Source organism: Nocardia sp. NPDC101769 (assembly GCF_044766925.1).
GTDB lineage: Bacteria > Actinomycetota > Actinomycetes > Mycobacteriales > Mycobacteriaceae > Nocardia.
This window is the reverse complement of sequence record NZ_JBIWMX010000011.1, coordinates 24426-40105: the sequence shown is the minus strand read 5'-3', so window position 1 is coordinate 40105 and position 15680 is coordinate 24426. Positions and strand designations below refer to the sequence as shown.

At 68.1% G+C, this 15680-nt stretch carries 15 protein-coding genes; 8 read left to right on the top strand and 7 right to left on the bottom strand.

Annotation, left to right across the window (positions count from 1 at the left end; genetic code table 11):
* The first annotated feature begins 3 nt into the window (after positions 1 to 3).
* Positions 4 to 873 (top strand): ribokinase, encoded by an 870-nt coding sequence (locus ACIRRA_RS18945; RefSeq protein ID WP_402769409.1) that lies wholly within the window; start codon positions 4 to 6, stop codon positions 871 to 873.
* A gap of 153 nt (positions 874 to 1026) precedes the next feature.
* Entirely contained in the window at positions 1027 to 1773 is a 747-nt protein-coding gene (locus ACIRRA_RS18940) for a short-chain dehydrogenase/reductase (RefSeq protein ID WP_402769406.1), read from the top strand.
* A gap of 3 nt (positions 1774 to 1776) precedes the next feature.
* Here the strand turns inward: ACIRRA_RS18940 and ACIRRA_RS18935 are convergent, their stop codons facing one another.
* Positions 1777 to 2355, bottom strand: a complete 579-nt coding sequence (locus ACIRRA_RS18935) for a TetR/AcrR family transcriptional regulator (protein WP_402769403.1) — start codon at positions 2353 to 2355, stop codon at positions 1777 to 1779.
* Between the two features lie 117 nt (positions 2356 to 2472).
* Between ACIRRA_RS18935 and ACIRRA_RS18930 the strand changes: the two genes are divergently transcribed.
* Both ACIRRA_RS18930 and ACIRRA_RS18925 read left to right on the top strand, forming a co-directional pair.
* On the top strand, positions 2473 to 4200 hold the full coding sequence (locus ACIRRA_RS18930) for a nitroreductase family deazaflavin-dependent oxidoreductase (RefSeq protein ID WP_402769401.1): 1728 nt from the start codon (positions 2473 to 2475) through the stop codon (positions 4198 to 4200).
* A gap of 140 nt (positions 4201 to 4340) precedes the next feature.
* Positions 4341 to 5216, top strand: coding sequence for a class I SAM-dependent methyltransferase (locus ACIRRA_RS18925; protein WP_402769398.1), 876 nt, complete (start codon positions 4341 to 4343; stop codon positions 5214 to 5216).
* A gap of 48 nt (positions 5217 to 5264) precedes the next feature.
* On the opposite strand, the gene ACIRRA_RS18920 is transcribed toward ACIRRA_RS18925, so the two are convergent.
* From ACIRRA_RS18920 to ACIRRA_RS18900, 5 genes are all read right to left on the bottom strand, one after another.
* Positions 5265 to 6143, bottom strand: coding sequence for a VOC family protein (locus ACIRRA_RS18920; protein ID WP_356997355.1), 879 nt, complete (start codon positions 6141 to 6143; stop codon positions 5265 to 5267).
* A 28-nt stretch (positions 6144 to 6171) separates the two neighbouring features.
* Positions 6172 to 7254 (bottom strand): 2Fe-2S iron-sulfur cluster-binding protein, encoded by a 1083-nt coding sequence (locus ACIRRA_RS18915; RefSeq protein WP_402769395.1) that lies wholly within the window; start codon positions 7252 to 7254, stop codon positions 6172 to 6174.
* A 132-nt stretch (positions 7255 to 7386) separates the two neighbouring features.
* Positions 7387 to 7632 (bottom strand): hypothetical protein, encoded by a 246-nt coding sequence (locus ACIRRA_RS18910; RefSeq protein WP_402769393.1) that lies wholly within the window; start codon positions 7630 to 7632, stop codon positions 7387 to 7389.
* 11 nt (positions 7633 to 7643) lie between these two features.
* Positions 7644 to 8816 carry a Rieske 2Fe-2S domain-containing protein gene (locus tag ACIRRA_RS18905; RefSeq protein ID WP_402769390.1) on the bottom strand — a complete coding sequence of 391 codons (1173 nt, stop codon included), beginning with the start codon at positions 8814 to 8816 and terminating at the stop codon, positions 7644 to 7646.
* Positions 8817 to 8975: 159 nt separating this feature from the next.
* Entirely contained in the window at positions 8976 to 9491 is a 516-nt protein-coding gene (locus ACIRRA_RS18900; RefSeq protein WP_402769387.1) for a flavin reductase family protein, read from the bottom strand.
* A 342-nt stretch (positions 9492 to 9833) separates the two neighbouring features.
* Here ACIRRA_RS18900 and ACIRRA_RS18895 point away from each other — a divergent pair, with 342 nt between their 5' ends.
* From ACIRRA_RS18895 to ACIRRA_RS18880, 4 genes are all read left to right on the top strand, one after another.
* The gene (locus ACIRRA_RS18895) at positions 9834 to 10559 is read left to right on the top strand and encodes an IclR family transcriptional regulator (protein ID WP_402769385.1); all 726 of its coding nucleotides are present in this window, start codon (positions 9834 to 9836) and stop codon (positions 10557 to 10559) included.
* Positions 10560 to 10596: 37 nt separating this feature from the next.
* Entirely contained in the window at positions 10597 to 11235 is a 639-nt protein-coding gene (locus ACIRRA_RS18890) for a PadR family transcriptional regulator (RefSeq protein WP_402769382.1), read from the top strand.
* An 80-nt stretch (positions 11236 to 11315) separates the two neighbouring features.
* A complete protein-coding gene (locus ACIRRA_RS18885) occupies positions 11316 to 13124 on the top strand; it encodes an MFS transporter (RefSeq protein ID WP_402769379.1) in 1809 nt (602 codons plus the stop codon).
* Positions 13125 to 13347: 223 nt separating this feature from the next.
* A complete protein-coding gene (locus tag ACIRRA_RS18880) occupies positions 13348 to 14568 on the top strand; it encodes a bifunctional 3,4-dihydroxy-2-butanone-4-phosphate synthase/GTP cyclohydrolase II (RefSeq protein WP_402769376.1) in 1221 nt (406 codons plus the stop codon).
* A gap of 25 nt (positions 14569 to 14593) precedes the next feature.
* Here the strand turns inward: ACIRRA_RS18880 and ACIRRA_RS18875 are convergent, their stop codons facing one another.
* On the bottom strand, positions 14594 to 15649 hold the full coding sequence (locus ACIRRA_RS18875) for a hypothetical protein (protein ID WP_402769373.1): 1056 nt from the start codon (positions 15647 to 15649) through the stop codon (positions 14594 to 14596).
* Positions 15650 to 15680 lie beyond the last annotated feature (31 nt).

The window sequence follows — 15680 nt, the reverse complement described above, 5'->3', positions numbered from 1 at the left end:
ACCATGGCGCGAATTGCGGTGGTGGGCAGCATCAATATGGATCTGGTGACGACCGTGGGGCGGCGGCCGGGGGCCGGGGAGACGGTGTCCGGGGACGGGTTCGCGCTGGTTCCCGGTGGGAAGGGGTCGAATCAGGCGATCGCCGCGCGGCGGGCCGGAGCCGAGGTCGAGTTCGTGGGGGCGGTCGGCGGGGATGTGTTCGCCGAGGCCCTGCGAACGGTGTTGCGGGAGAATGGGGTCGGGGTGTCGCGGCTGCGGGAGGTCGAGGGGCCCAGCGGGATCGCGACCATAGTGGTGGACGAGGGCGGCGAGAACACCATCATCGTGGTGGCGGGCGCCAATGGCCGGATGACGGAACTGACTGCGGCCGACCTGGATACGATCGCCGCTGCGGATGTGCTCATGTGCCAGTTGGAGATTCCGGTGCCGACCGTGCTTGCCGCGGCCCGCCACGCCCGGGCCAACGGCACCGTGGTGGTGCTGAATCCCTCACCGGTACAGGATCTTCCGGCCGAGCTCTGGACCGTGGTCGATGTCGCGGTGGTCAACGAGGGCGAGTCGGCGCGTCTGGCCTCCGCGCTCGCCGACGTCCCGCACGTCATCACCACCCTCGGCGCCGCGGGCGCGTCCTATTGCGGACCGGACGATCTCGCGATGACCCACCCCGGCGTGCGGATAGCGGTGGTGGACACCACCGGTGCGGGCGACGCCTTCACCGGGGCGCTGGCCGCCCACTGGCACGAAGGCCCCGCCACCGCTCTGGCCTGGGCCTGCACCGCGGGGGCGTTGGCCACCACGAAACTGGGTGCCAGCGTGTCGATTCCGGCGGCGGCGGAGATCGAGCGGCTGCTCGCGGAGACCGGGACGCGTTAGCCCCCGGGGGGGACGGCGTGACGCTCGGGAATAACCGGCGACCTCCGGCGCACTCCAATCAAGTGGACATTCGACCAAGAAATGAACCGTTCGGATGTCCATTTCGTTTGGCATCGGCATCGGCATCGGACACAGGATTCAGGAGATGGGCCAATGGATTTGGGACTGGCCGGCAGAACCGCGCTCGTGACCGGCGCGTCGGCGGGCATCGGCGCGGAGATCGCGCGGGTACTCGCCGCGGAGGGCTGCCATCTGCATCTGGCCGCCCGCAGCAAGGACCGGCTGGACGAGCTCGGCGAGCAACTGCGCGCCGAGTACGGGGTGCGGGCGTGCTCACACCCTGTGGACCTGCGGTCGGCCGAGGATCTCACCGGGCTGGCGGACGCGGTCGGCGCGCCGGACATCCTGGTCAACAATGCCGGTGACATTCCGGCCGGGCCCCTGGCGGCCATCGACGCCGAAACCTGGCGGCACGCATGGGAACTCAAGGTCTTCGGGTACATCGACCTGAGCCGCCGCATCTACGCGGATATGACGCAGCGCGGCGGCGGCGTCATCGTGAATGTCATCGGCTCGGCGGGCGAGCGACCCGATGCCGAGTACATCGCGGGCAGCACCGGCAACGCGGCGCTCATGGCGTTCACCCGCGCGCTGGGCAGCCGCAGCTGGCGCGACGGCATCCGGGTGGTCGGCATCAATCCGGGCCCGGTGGCCACCTCGCGCATCACCACACTGATCGAGACCAATGGCCGCTTCGCCGAGATGGCGGCGAACCTCCCCTTCGGCCGCCCGGCCCATCCGCGCGAAATCGCCGATATGGCAGCGTTTCTCGCCTCGGACCGGTCCGGCTACACCACCGGCATCATCGTCACCATCGACGGCGGCCTGAGCCTGATCTGAGGTTCAGGCGACCGAGGTCGTCTTGCCCGTGTGCAGGGCGACCAGGTCGGCCATCTGCTTGCCGGCCCGTTCGAGGGGCGCGGTCGAGCGGGTCGCCAGCGACATGACGACCGCGCCCTCGACCGCCGCGATGATGGTGGTCGCCAGGGAGCGGGCGGTGGCGGGTTCCACGGCTTCGGCCTCGAGCCGGTCGGCGAGGATGCCCTCCCACTCGCCGAAGGTCTCCCCCGCCACGTCGGCCGCCTCGGGCGATTCCGATCGACCGAGCGCCGCGGCCACGATCGGGCAGCCCGCGGTGAAGTCACTCGCGACCACCACGTCACGCCACAGGGCCGGGAAGGCGGCGATGGCGCCGGCCAGATCGGTGCCGGCGGTGACGGTTCGCATGAGTGCGCTGGTGGCCTGCCCAGCGGTCCGGGTGGCCTCGGCGACCAGTTCGGATTTCCCGCCCGGGAAGTTCAGGTAGATCGACCGGCGGGAGATGCCGCTGTGGTCGAGCAGCTGCGCGATGCCGGTCCCGGCGATGCCATTGCACCGCATCAGGGCGATGGCGCTGTCGATGAGGCGGTCGCGGGCACCCATGGACGGTTCCTCCTTGCTGTATACCGATCGGTGTACTACCGTCTTCGGATATACCGATTGGTCTACCTGAGTGTAGTCCGCCGCTCAACTCATCGACGAGGAATCGGGGCCCACACCATGCCGCCAGCGTCCACCGCACGACACTCGACCCTGCACGATCCCCTGCCACTGGCCAGCGGTCAGGTACTACCCAATCGGATTATGAAATCCGCCCTGAGCGAAGGGCTGGCGAACGTCGACAATGCCCCCGACGCGCGGCTGGAACGACTGTACGGCCGCTGGAGCCACGGCGGCTACGGCCTCATCGTCACCGGCAATGTCATGGTCGACCGCCGCCACTGCGGCGAACCCGGCAATGTGGCCATCGAGGACGAACGGCACCTGGAGGCCCTCACCCGCTGGGCCAAGGTCGCCAAGGACGGCGGCGCCAAGGTCTGGGTGCAACTGAATCATCCCGGACGGCAGGCCAATCCGATCGTCACCCGCATCCGCGCGGTCGCGCCCTCGGCCATCGCCATGGGCATCCCCGGCGTGCCCGCCCCGCGCGAGCTGACCGAGGACGAGATCCTCGACATCATCGCCCGCTTCGGCCGCGCCGCCCGGGTCGCCGAGGCCGCCGGATTCGACGGCGTCCAGATCCACGGCGCGCACGGCTATCTGGTCTCGCAGTTCCTGTCCCCGCTGTCGAATCGGCGCACCGACGCCTGGGGCGGCGACGCCGAGCGGCGGCGGCAATTCGTGGTCGAGGTGGCACGCAGCATCCGCGCGGCGGTGAGCCCGGGCTTCGGGCTGGGTATCAAACTCAATTCGGCCGACTTCCAGCGCGGCGGTTTCACCGAGGACGAGTCGCGCACGGTCATCGAGGAGCTGTCCGGCGAACAGATGGACCTGTTCGAAATCAGCGGCGGCAGTTATGAATCCCCCGCCATGATGGGCCGGCCGCGCACGGCGTCGGCCAGCACCCGCGCCCGCGAGGCGTACTTCCTGGACTATGCCGAGACCGCCCGGCAGGCCGCGGGCTCGGTCCCGATCGCGGTGACCGGCGGCTTCCGCTCCCGCGCCGCCATGTCCGACGCGGTGGCCGGCGGCACCTGCGACCTGGTCGGCCTGGGCCGTCCCACGGCCGTGATCCCCAGCGCCGCAGCCGATCTGCTCACGGAGCGCACCGACGCGCTGCGCCCGCCGCACATCTCGCTGGGCCTGCCCCCGCGCCTGGCCGCCAATGGCGGACTCAAGTCTTTCGACGGCGCGCTCGACCTGCAGTGGCACACCGACCAACTGCACCGGCTCGGCGCCGGCAAGGACCCCGATCCCGACCGCTCGCCCTGGCTGACGGCGGTGACCATGCTGCGCCGCAACGGCTTCGACGCCTTCCGCAGCAAACGGTCCGCGGCGGCCCCGCGCACCGCCGCCGATCGGGCGGCCCGCAAGTTCCGCACCGAGCGCGCCATGGGCCGCTACGTGATGAATCCGACCGTCCGCGCCCTGGACCGGATCGGTATCCGCACCGCCTTCGCCGGCGAGATCGAAACCGTCGGCCGCAAGTCCGGGCAGCCGCGCCGCGTGCCGGTGTCGCTGCTGTTCGACGACGAGGGCGCGTGGGCCATCTGCCAGCACGGAATGCGGTCGGGCTGGGGCCTGAACCTCGCGGCCAACCCGAATGTCCGTGTCCGCCAGGGTGATGGCTGGCGCATCGGTACCGCCGTGCTGCTCCCCGACGACGATGTGGTGGCCCGTGCCCGCACCTTCGCCCCGCATCCGGCGCTGGCCCCGTTCACCCGCGGTGTCTTCGCGGCGCTGGAGAGCGATCCGGTGACGGTCCGGATCACCTTCACCGATCGATAGTCCGACGGAATTGCATCGTAATCGGGAATTTATTTCCGTGTGATATGGTGAAAGCGAAATCGAATTCTCCTGTCTACTATCGGGTCTCGCGGCAGCGATTACCGATAGCGGGCTGCCGCGTATCCGAACGTGGAGGGAGAATGATGGACAACGACTCGACGGACAACAGGGGCCCGAGCCGGACCGCGATGATGGCGGCGGCCGGTCGCGCGGCGCATCTGATCGTAGACCGCGCGCCGCACCTGTTCCAGGACACCGTGGCCGAGACGCTGCTGGGCGAGCGGGCCGCCGAACTCATCTCCTATCACCGCGAGTTCGGCGATCACCCGGTGCTCAGCGGCACCAGATCCCAGGTCAGCGCCCGCAGCCACTACACCGAGGCCCGGCTGGCGGCCGGCGGCTTCGAGCAGTATCTGATCCTGGGTGCGGGCCTGGACACCTTCGCCTACCGCTCGCCCCTGGACGCGCGGGTCGCGGTCTACGAGGTGGACCATCCCGCCACCCAGGCATGGAAGCGGGAATTGCTCGCCACCGCCGGAATCGATGTCTCCACGGTCGAATTCGTCGGCGTCGATTTCGAACGCGACGACCTGGCCGCGGAATTGACGGCCCACGGCTTCGACGCGAATCGGCCCGCCCTGGTGAGCTGGCTGGGCGTCACCATGTATCTCACCGAATCGGCGATCGGCGCCACCCTGGACACGCTGTCGGGCTGGGCGCCCGGCACCGAATTGGTGATGGAGTACGCGCTGGTCCCGGAGCTGCGCGACGAATCCGGCCGTGTCTTCGCCGAATTCGCGCTCGCCGCCACCGCGGAACAGGGTGAGCCGATGCTCAGCTTCTTCTCACCCGAGTCCGTGACAGCGCTGCTCGATCGGCACGGATTCACTGTGGCCGAACACATTTCGCAGCACACCGCCGTCGATGCCGCCCTCTGGCAGCGCGCGGACGGCCTGCGCCCGGTCGACTTCTGCCGGCTGGTGCGCGCTCACATTCCGGGACGAACCAGGATCTGAATGTGAGTTCCCGGGCGGCTTCGGCGAGCGCATGGTGCTGCGGGCGGGTCAGCCCCTGGCCCACTCGTGGCCCCAGTAGCTGTCGGCGGTCATCTCCTCGGCGACGTAGTCGTCGCCGACGAGCATGCCCTCGCAACCGAATTCGAGATCCCAGTTGCCCGGGGTGCGAACGTAGAAGGAGATCATCTTGTCGTTGGTGTGGCGGCCCAGCGTGGAGGACAGGTGGTAGCCCGCCTTGTTCACGCGGTCCAGGGCGCGGCCCACATCGTCGAGCGAGTCCACCTCGACCATGACGTGCACGATGCCCGGGCCGTCCGGCCGCGAGCCCGGGATGAGCGCCAGGCTGTGGTGGCGGGCATTGACGCCCATGAAGCGGATCCAGATCGGGTGCTCGGGCGGGCCGACCCGGAACGAGCCGCGGGAGGCGAAGCCCAGCACCTCGGTATAGAACTTGCGCGCCTCTTCGATATCGCGCACCGGCAGCACCACGTGGCCCAGACCCAGGTCCCCGGTGACGAACCGGTTGCCGAACTTGCCCACCACCGGGCTGTGGTCCAAAAGCGGGCCGTGGAAGACCTCGATGGTGAACCCGGAGGGATCGACGAAGGCGATGGCCTCCTCGACGTGCCGGTTGGCGGCCTCGGCGAGGGTCAGCGCGGTGACCGCGACGCCGGCCTTCTCCAGGATCTCGCGCACCAGCTCCAGCGAGCGCCGGTCGGCCACCTGCCAGCCGACGGCGATGACCGCGTCGCGGTCGCCGGGCACCAGCTCGAGCCGGTAGGTGTGCTCGTCGACGCGCAGGTACACCGAATCGGCGTTCGGGCCGGAGCCCTCGGCGAAACCAATGGTGTCGAAGGCGAATGCGCGCCAGGCGTCCACATCGGCGATCTGGGCGCGCACGTAGCCGAGCGAGGCGAAGGCAGCCATGGTGATACTCCTCGGTAGATTCGGGATATCAGGAATAGGTGACGGTGACGTCGTCGGTGACCGGAACGGCCTGGCAGGCGAGCACATAGCCGTCGGCGATGTCCTCCTCCTCCAGAATTTCATTGCGGCGCATGCTCACCTCGCCGGAGACCACCCGGCACACGCAGGCGCTGCACGCGCCCTCCTTGCACGAGTACGGGGCGTCCAGGCCCTTGGCGAGCATGGTGTCGAGCAGGGTTTGCTGCCGCGGCCAGGTCAGCTCGTGGTTCTCGCCGTCGAGCTCGACCCGCGCGAGGGCGGCGTCACCGTCGTCGGCCACCACCTCGGTTGCGGCCGTGCCGATCTCGAACGGGTTGCCGGACAGTGAGACGAACTTCTCCGAGTGGACGCGCTTGCGGTCCGCGCCGAGCTCGGCCATGGCCGCCGCGACCGCGTCCATGAACGGACCGGGACCGCAGACGAAAACCTCCCGGCCCGCCCATGGACGCGCCATCGCGGCCAGGCCGGCCACGCTCGGCAAGCCCTGCACCGACTGCAGCCAGTGCAGCACCAGGAGCCGATCCGGGTGCGCGGCAGCCAGTTCCGCGAGCTCCTCGGCGAAGATAACCGAATTCTCATGCTGGTTGGCGTAAATCAGCGTGCAGTGGCCGGAGCCCTGCGCCAGCACGGATTTCAGGATGGACAGCACCGGCGTGACGCCGCTGCCGCCGGCGAACAGCAGCAGGTCGGTGTCCAGCGACTCCGGGGTGAAGATGCCGGCGGGCGGCAGCACGTCCAGGGTCAGGCCCTCGGTGGCGTTGTCGCACAGCCAGTTCGAGCCGTAGCCGTCGACGGTCCGCTTGACGGTGACCTTCAGCGGACCGCCCTCGTGCGGCGCGCTGGACAGCGAATAGCAGCGGCTCACCGACCCGGTGAGATCGCTCGGGATGCGCAGGGTCAGGAACTGTCCCGGACGATACGAGAACCGGTCGGCGTGCGCGGTGTCCGGCGCCAGCTCGAGCGACACCGCGTCGGCGGTCTCGCGCACCACGCGCACGATCCGCACCGCTGTGATCCCGCTCACCTGAGCGGCTTCCACAGCCGCGTCCACCTCGAAGTCCGTGACCGTCATCCGTTCCACCAGTTCCATTCCTGTGCTGTCAGTTTCGACCCCGTCACGGACGGGTATCCGATACGCGGGGCCGACCGCCGACGATGTCGGGAGGCCCACCCGGAGTACGCCGACCGCAGCCGGCGACTCCGCTCAGGCCAGAGTTCGCCCGCGAGTGCGCACGTCCACGTCACGCGTGCTGACGGTCAAAGCACCCGAGGCGACGGCCTCATCGATGCTGGCCCACAGCGCCCGGCACGTGTGAGCTCGCAGCCCGGTGTCCGCGAGTTCCGTGCAGGCGGCCTGCGCGTCCCTGTTCCACTGCACGCTGGTGTGCTGGTCGCTGTACTTCTCCACCAGCACGCACGTCCCGCAGGATCGGCACGAAACCTTGTCCATGGCAGCGTCTCTCAGCCCCGCACCACTACATCGGAGACGTTGCTCGCGACGGCGGCTTCGCGCTTGGCGATATTGTCGGCGACCTCCGCCTCCCACGCGGTGACCGCGCGGGTGGTGTCCACCTCGTACTCGAAGCGGTCGGTCATCTCGTCCTTGACCTCGGCCGCGTCCACGTAGAACTGCTCGTACCAGCGACGCAACTGGTAGACCGGCCCGTCCTCCTCGCACAGCAGCGGATTGTTGATGCGCGACTTGCGCTTCCAGATGGCCGCGTCCTGCTCGAAGCCCTTGCCCAGGCCGCCGACGAACTTCTCGGCGATCTCCTGCGCCTGCTCGGCGGGCACGCCCTCCGGCTTCTTGGCGATCGCGCCGTACATGAGCACGAATTGGTTCTCGTTGATCGGGTAGTGGCAGTTGATCAGATACCCCTCGACGACAAGGCCGTTCGGGCTCTCGCTCTTCAGGTAGTCGATCATGTAGGAGGGCCCGTAGTAGGAGGCCTCCGACTGCAGGACGTTCTTGCCGCCCAGCGCCTTGGCGGTCTCGCCCATCATGTCCTCACGCGACACGGAGGTCATGTACTGGCTGGCGGTGTGACCCTCGAAGACGTTCTTGAAGAAGGTCGGGAAGCCGTAGTGCACGTAGAAGAAGTGCGCCATGTCCACCACGTTGTCGACGACCTCGCGGCAGTTGGCGTCGACGATCATCGAGTTCCAGGTCCAGTCGGTCCACTCGTCGTCGAAGGCGGCGTCGATGCGCGGGATCGCCAGCTCGGCCGGGGGCTGCTTGCCCTCCGGGTCGTTCCAGACGAACAGCATCTTGTTCTCGACCATGGTCGGCCACGCCTTGGTGCGGGCCAGCGGGGGCACGCGGCGCGCGTAGGGGATGCCGGTGCACTTGCCCTTGCCGTTCCAGCGCCAGTCGTGGAACGGACAGGCGATGGAGTCGCCCTTGACGGTGCCGTCGGCCAGGTTGCCGCCCATGTGGGGGCAGTACGCGTTGAGCACGTTGAGGGTGCCGTCCTCGGCCGCGAACACCACGATCTCGGTGCCGAAAGCCTTGACGGTGTGCGGCTTTCCGTCGCGGAAGGAGTCGGCCAGGCCCAGGCAGTGCCAGCCGCGCGCGAATCGCGCCGGGGGCTTGCCCGCGTCGATGACCCGCACCTCACCGTCCATGGTGGTCATGTGAATTCCTCTCCCTTGCCTTGCTTCGATGGTTGCGGCCGATGTGACGGCGACGACAGCGCAGTCTCACTGGCCGGGCTGTGACTACTGATGGACGAGACGACCGCGCCAGCGCATGGCCTGGACGACTACGCCCACTGATGCTCGGGACGACCGCGCCTACCGCGTGTCGAGACGACCGAACGCCGCGCGGTAGAACAGCAGCGGCTTCGCCTCGGAATGCTCATTCAAGCAGGTCACGCGGCCGATGACGATGGTGTGGTCACCGCCGTCGGCTTCGTCGTACAGCGCGCAGTCGATGGAGGCCATGGCACCGGCGAGCAAGGGCGAGCCGTTCTCCGAGGCGGTCCACTCCACGCCCGCGAACTTGTCGGCGCCCGGCCGCCCGAGCTGGCGGCAGATCTCGGCCTGATCGTCGGCCAGGATGTTCACGCAGAACCGGCCCACCTCACGGATTCTCGGCCAGGTGCTCGAGGTCCGCGCCGGGAAGAAGCTCACCAGCGGCGGGTCGATGGACAGCGATGCGAACGACTGGCAGGCGAAGCCGAGAGGTTCGTCCTCGTCAAGGGCGGTGATCACGGTGACTCCCGAGCAGAATCTGCCGAGAACGGTCTTGAATGCCGTCGCGTCGATGGCCGGTGTCCGGCCGCCGGGCACATTGACACCAGTAAGCACCGGCGCCTCCTTATTTCGATCCGAAATATAGCTAGCAGTCATGACAGCAGGTCGCGCGCAGGAGGCGTCAACTCCGTGGTTCGGTGATCGGGACACGGATGCGTAGGTTTTACGTAGTTCTCCCGATTCCGCAGGTTGTGGCACAGGGCACTGTGATGGGTAGCACAAGCTCCGAACTAGGTACATGCCTAATCGGAATAGTCCTAGACTGGATATGAACCAACGGAGGTACATATGTCCGTCACCATGCTGCCCCCGGCGGAGACTCGACACCCACACAGCCCCATGCGCGCCAAAGAATCTCGCGCCAGCGCAGACGTTCCCGTCTCGATGATCGAGCGGATGACCTTGATCCTCGACGCATTCGACGCATCCACCCCCACCCTCACGCTGCTCGGCCTGGTCGAGCGCACCGGGCTGCCGCGGTCCACCGTGCACCGGATCCTCGACCAGATGATCAAGCTGCGCTGGCTCGCCCACACCTCGGGCGGCTACCGGCTGGGCATGCGCGCACTCGAGCTCGGCGGACTCACCGCCGACCACAACGAGATTCGCGATGCCGTGTCCCCGCTGCTGCACGAGCTGAGCCAGCGCACCGGCATGGTCGGACACCTGGCCGTCCTGGACGGCCGCGACGTGGTCTACCTGGACAAGGCCGGCGGCCGCTTCGCCGCCAGCCTGCCCACCCGCCTGGGTGGCCGGATGCCCGCGCACGCCACCGCGCTCGGCAAGGCCATGCTCGCCTGCCTGGAGCCGAACATCGCCGAGGCCGCGCTGCGCACCCGGCTGCCGCGCCTGACCCCGCGCACCATCTGCGAGCCCGAGGCGCTCTCGCGCGAGCTGCAACAGATTCGCATGCGGCAGGGCGTGGCCATCGACCGCGAGGAGGCCGTCGCCGGAATCGCCTGTGTCGCAGCGCCGCTGCGGGGCCGCGGCACCGCGCCCGCCGCGCTGTCGCTGTCCGGCCGCGCCGACGGCATGAGCTACGACCGGCTGGCCCGCGTCGTGCTCGAGGTCGCGCACGAGGCCGGCCGCACCCTGTTCCCGCGTCGCGCCCACTGGCGTTGAGCGGAGACAGGGCATGCGGGGGCGATACAGTTCGATCATGACCGATGGCGTGCCTGCCGAAGAGGTGCAGGCGATTCCGGAACTTCCCACAACGGCGTGGGCGGTTCTCGGAATGCTCTCGCATGCCGAAGAACTGTCCGGATACGACCTGAAGAAATGGGCCGACTGGAGTCTGCAGTTCTTCTATTGGAGTCCGTCGTTCAGCCAGATCTACGCCGAACTCAAGCGTTTGGAAAAGCACGGCTACGCCATCTCCCGGACCGTGGTGTCCGAGGACGGGATGCGCGGCAAACGCATGTACGCCATTACCGAGAGCGGGCGCGAAGCGGCGTCGAACTGGGTCAACCACTCCCCCGTCGAGGCCCCCGTCCTCAAGCACAGCGTGATGCTGCGTGCCTGGCTGGGGCACCTGGCCGAGCCCGAGCGCATGCGCGAAATCCTCACCCAGCACATCGAATACACCGAGACCATGCGGCGGCGCGCACAGGCCGACGCCGAGGGCGCGGATGTGAATCCGGACTGGGCATATCCCAGCGCGGTATTGCGCTGGTGCGTCAAGCATTACGAGGCCGAAAAGGAATTCGCCGAGGACCTGCTGGCGGATTTGGACAAATTGGCGAGACAGCGTAGCCGCCGGAAGCCTGCGAAGAAGCAGAATTCCAGCGATTCCCACTGAACGGACTTGGCCATAGTCGGCACCCCGGGTGTGTGACACGGTTCACGCCATCGTGTTACTACCCACCCTGGAGGACGCCAATGTCCACCTCCGTCGACACCGCGGTGCCACCTGGCTCCGCGCCTGACGAATCCGGCCGCCTCGACGGCGCATCGACCCTGAGGGTCTGGTCGGTCCTCGCGATCATCGTGCTGTTCACCGAGGTCTCCCCGATGCAGTACGTCATGGTCGCGTCGGCGCTGCGGCAGATCGCGCCCACGTTCCCCAGCCAGGGCGCGAACATCAACTGGGCCATCATCATCTTCGGCATCTTCGGTGCCGCCGTGTCCCCGCTGATCGGCAAGCTCAGCGACATCTGGGGCAAGAAGAAGATGTTCCTGGTCTGCGGCGTGCTCTTCCTGATCGGCACCGCCATGTGCGCCCTCACCAGTAGCTGGGCCGTCTTCCTGGTGGGCCGTGCGCTGGAGGCGACCGCCATCGCGACCACCGTGGTGTCCTACGGTCTGATCCGGGACCTGATGCCGCGCAAGATGGTTCCGATCGGCCTCGGCATCGCCTCCACCGGTCTGGGTGTGTCCGCGCTCGCGGGCCCGATCATCGGCGGCTGGATCACCGATCACTACAGCTGGCGCGGACTGTTCTGGTTCCTGTTCATCTTCACGCTGATCATGATTCCGCTGCTGATCCTCGTGGTTCCGGAGTCGAAGCTACGCACCCCGCAGCGACTGGACATCATCGGCGCGGTGCTGCTCGGTGCGGGCGCGGTCCTGACGCTGCTGTATCTGGACAAGGGCCAGGACTGGGGCTGGACCAAGCCCTCCACCCTCGCTTGGCTGATCGGCGGCCTGGTACTGCTCGCGCTGTTCCCGATCGTGGAAATGCGTGCGAAGCAACCGATCATGGACATGAAGCTGTTGTTCAATCCGCGCGTCAGCGTGGTGCTGTTCATCGGTCTGCTGGCCTCGTTCATGATCGGCTACCAGTCCTACGCCACCGGGTATATGACCCAGTCGCCGCCGTCCTCGCAGGTGGTCCAGCAGGTGAAGGATGCCACCTGGGATCAGGTGAAGACCGGTGCGCTGGCCCAGGCACAAGCCCAGGCTCTCACCCAGGCGCGAGCCCAGGGGCTCGCCGCGGCCGAGGCACAGGCCAAGGCTGCGCTGCCGCCGGGCGTGGACCTGCCGCCGGATGTCGTCAAGACACTGACGGACAAGGTGAATGCGCAGGTGACACCGGAAGTCGTGAACTCGCAGGTGCCGCCGGAGATGGTGTACCAGCACTTGCCGCCGGACATGGTCAAGGTGGATCTGAATCCGGGATACACCTACGGTGACAATCTCTCACTGCTGCGGTTCGCCACCCACGTGACGCTCGCACAATCGTTGATCGCCATGCTCTTCGGATTCCTCGGCGGCCTGTGGATCCGACGCTCCGGCGCACGATGGCCGCTGGTGACGGCGCTGACCATCTCCACCGGCAGTGCTCTGGCCTATGCGGCGCTCTCGCACGGCTGGCAGACGCAGGCCCTGGTCGGCGCGGTGTACGGCATCGCGTTCGGTCTGTACTACGCCTCGACGCCGAACCTCATCGTGGAAGGCGTTCCGGCACAACAGCAGGGCATCAGCGCGGGCATGCTGGGCGTCATGCAGGCCATGGGCGCCGGCATCGGAATAGCGGTGGCCACGGCGTTCCTGAACGCCAATCCGGTCAGGGCCGTGGTGTCGGTGACGGGCGCGGCGCCGGTCACCAAGGACATTCCGCTGCTCTACGCCGACAAGGGCTACGAGATCAGCTTCTACTTCGTGGCCATCTCGGCCGCGGTGGCGCTGATCGGCGCGCTGATCATGAAACACGGCCGGACCGCGGCCACCGGTGGTGCCGCGCACTGACTTTCGTGTGAGGCACTGACAACCGAATGAACAACGGCCCGGAGGCGATTCGCCTCCGGGCCGTTGTGGCGTACTGGAAAACTCCGTCACCACTATGACCCGAGGCGTGCAGTGACCGCACTTTCCTGACCGCTGAGCGGGACCTCACCTCGTTGTTCCGCACTCGTCATATTTCGATTGGAAATAGGTCGCCAGCCCGTGCGGCCGGAGGAGGTGGTCGACGATGACCGGTGAACTCGACTCGATCGCAGCCGCGGTGGCGGCGGTGGCCCGCGGCGGCATGGTGCTGGTCGTGGACGACGAGAGCCGTGAGAACGAAGGCGATCTGATCCTGGCCGCCGAGCACGCGACCGCGGAGAACATCGCGTTCCTGGTGCGGCACACCAGCGGCGTGCTCTGCGTGCCCATGGCCGGTGAGGACTGCGACCGCCTCCAGCTGCCGCCGATGACCTCGGTCAACGAGGACCCCAAGGGCACCGCCTACACCGTCTCGGTGGACGCCGTTTCCGGTGTCAGCACCGGCATCTCGGCCGCCGACCGGGCCTGCACCATGCGCCTGCTGGCCGACCCGCGCACCACCGCGGCCCAGCTCTCCCGGCCCGGGCACGTGTTCCCGTTGCGCGCGAATCCCCGTGGCGTGCTGGGCCGTCCGGGCCACACCGAGGCCGCCGTCGACCTGATGCGGTTGGCCGGGCTGCGTCCGGCCGGTGTCATCGCCGAGGTCGTCAATGACGACGGCAGCATGGCTCGCCTGCCCGACCTGCTGGTCATGGCGCGGGAATGGGGTATCCCACTGGTCTCCATCGCCGACCTGATCGCGCATCGGAAGCAGCTGGAGCACGGCATCACCCGCGTGGTCGAGACCCGGCTGCCCACCCGCTTCGGCGACTTCCGCGTCTACGGCTACTCCGATGCCCACACCGGCGCGGAACACCTCGCTCTCGTCCACGGCGACCCGTCGGGCGAGAACACCCTCGCCCGAGTGCATTCCGAATGCCTCACCGGCGACGCCTTCGGCTCGCTGCGCTGCGACTGCGGCGAGCAACTCGACGCCGCCCTGGAAGCCGTCGCCGAGGCCGGGCGCGGCGTCATCGTCTACCTGCGCGGCCAGGAGGGCCGGGGCATCGGCCTGCTCAACAAGCTCCGCGCCTACGAACTCCAGGATGCGGGCGCGGACACCGTGGACGCGAACGTCCGCCTGGGCCTGCCCATCGATGCCCGCGACTACGGCGCCGCCGCCCGCATCCTCGCCGATCTGGGTGTGCGGTCGGTGCGCCTGCTCAGCAACAACCCGGCGAAGCAGTCCGGCCTGCAGGCCAACGGCATCGCGGTGCACGCGCGAATCCCCCTGCAGACCCAGCCGACCGAGCACAATGTGCACTACCTCGCCACCAAGCGCGATCGGATGAGTCACCAGCTCCCCCATATACCCGCGGTCGGGTAGCCATATCCCCGGGGTAGCGCGGGCGTCAGGTGTCCTCCGGCTCCCGCTCGTCCCACTGCAGCCCGAGCCGGAAGGCCTGCAACCCGGGCTTCGAGGGTGACAGCCACGCCTGAAACCGCAAGTCCGACGGATATTTCGCGCCCGAGCGGCGGATGGCGGCTTTCGTCTCCGCTGCGATCTGCCGCGCCGAGGCGACACCGTGATTGAACATCTCGCCGCGCACCCCGCCCTGCTCGCGCACCTCCAGGCGGGACTGGGCGTTGGAGGCGAAGAAGCCCTGCGCCACCCACTCCGGCTCGTCGGCGAGGGTGAGGACCCAGATCGCGTGCGGCACCAGCGGATGCAGGACCGGGAGATCCACGGCCAGGGAGAGGAACAACCGGTCGATGTGGTCGTCGAGTTCGTCGAGGGTCACCGCGTCGGGCTCCTTGTATCCGAGGGCGCCGACCTCCGTGCGGCGCGACTCGTCCGGCCACGCCAGCCAGTCTTCGGTGGGCCGGTGGTCCTCGTCGTACTCCCAGTCGAATTCGCGCTCGACCGTGCGCGGTCCGCGCGGCTCGATTCGCAGGCTCACCTCGATCGGGCGGATCGATCGGCCCAGCGTCACGATGTCGTCGGGGCGCAGCCAGATCGCCAGGGCGCCCGGGCCGCCCACCAGATCCGGTTCGCCGAGGACACCGATGCACTCGGCCAGCGCGGTCGTGAACACGTGATCGACGAGTGCGGGCGGACAGGGGTACGACAACCGGAGCTGTTTGATCTCCCCGTATCCGAAGCCCGGCGCCGTGATCGAACGCGGGGTCTCTGCCGCGACGAGCTCCGCGCCTCCTGCGGTCGCAGCAGTCGGCTCAGCGGAGTCCCCGGTCGATTCCCACCCCAATTTCGCGTAGACGCCGTCGATCTCGGTCCGGGACCACGCATCGGGTTCGGCGGCGAGCAATACCGACATGGCCTGACCGAAGCTACCGAGTTCCACGCGGCGTCCGTAGTTCCGCGCCCACCACTGGTTGGCCTCCGCATTGCGTTGCCGCCGTTGCTCTTCCGTCGGGTGCCGGAACTCTTCACTCAGGTCTTCGCTCACCGCGGCAGCGTATGTGACGGAGACGCGCTGG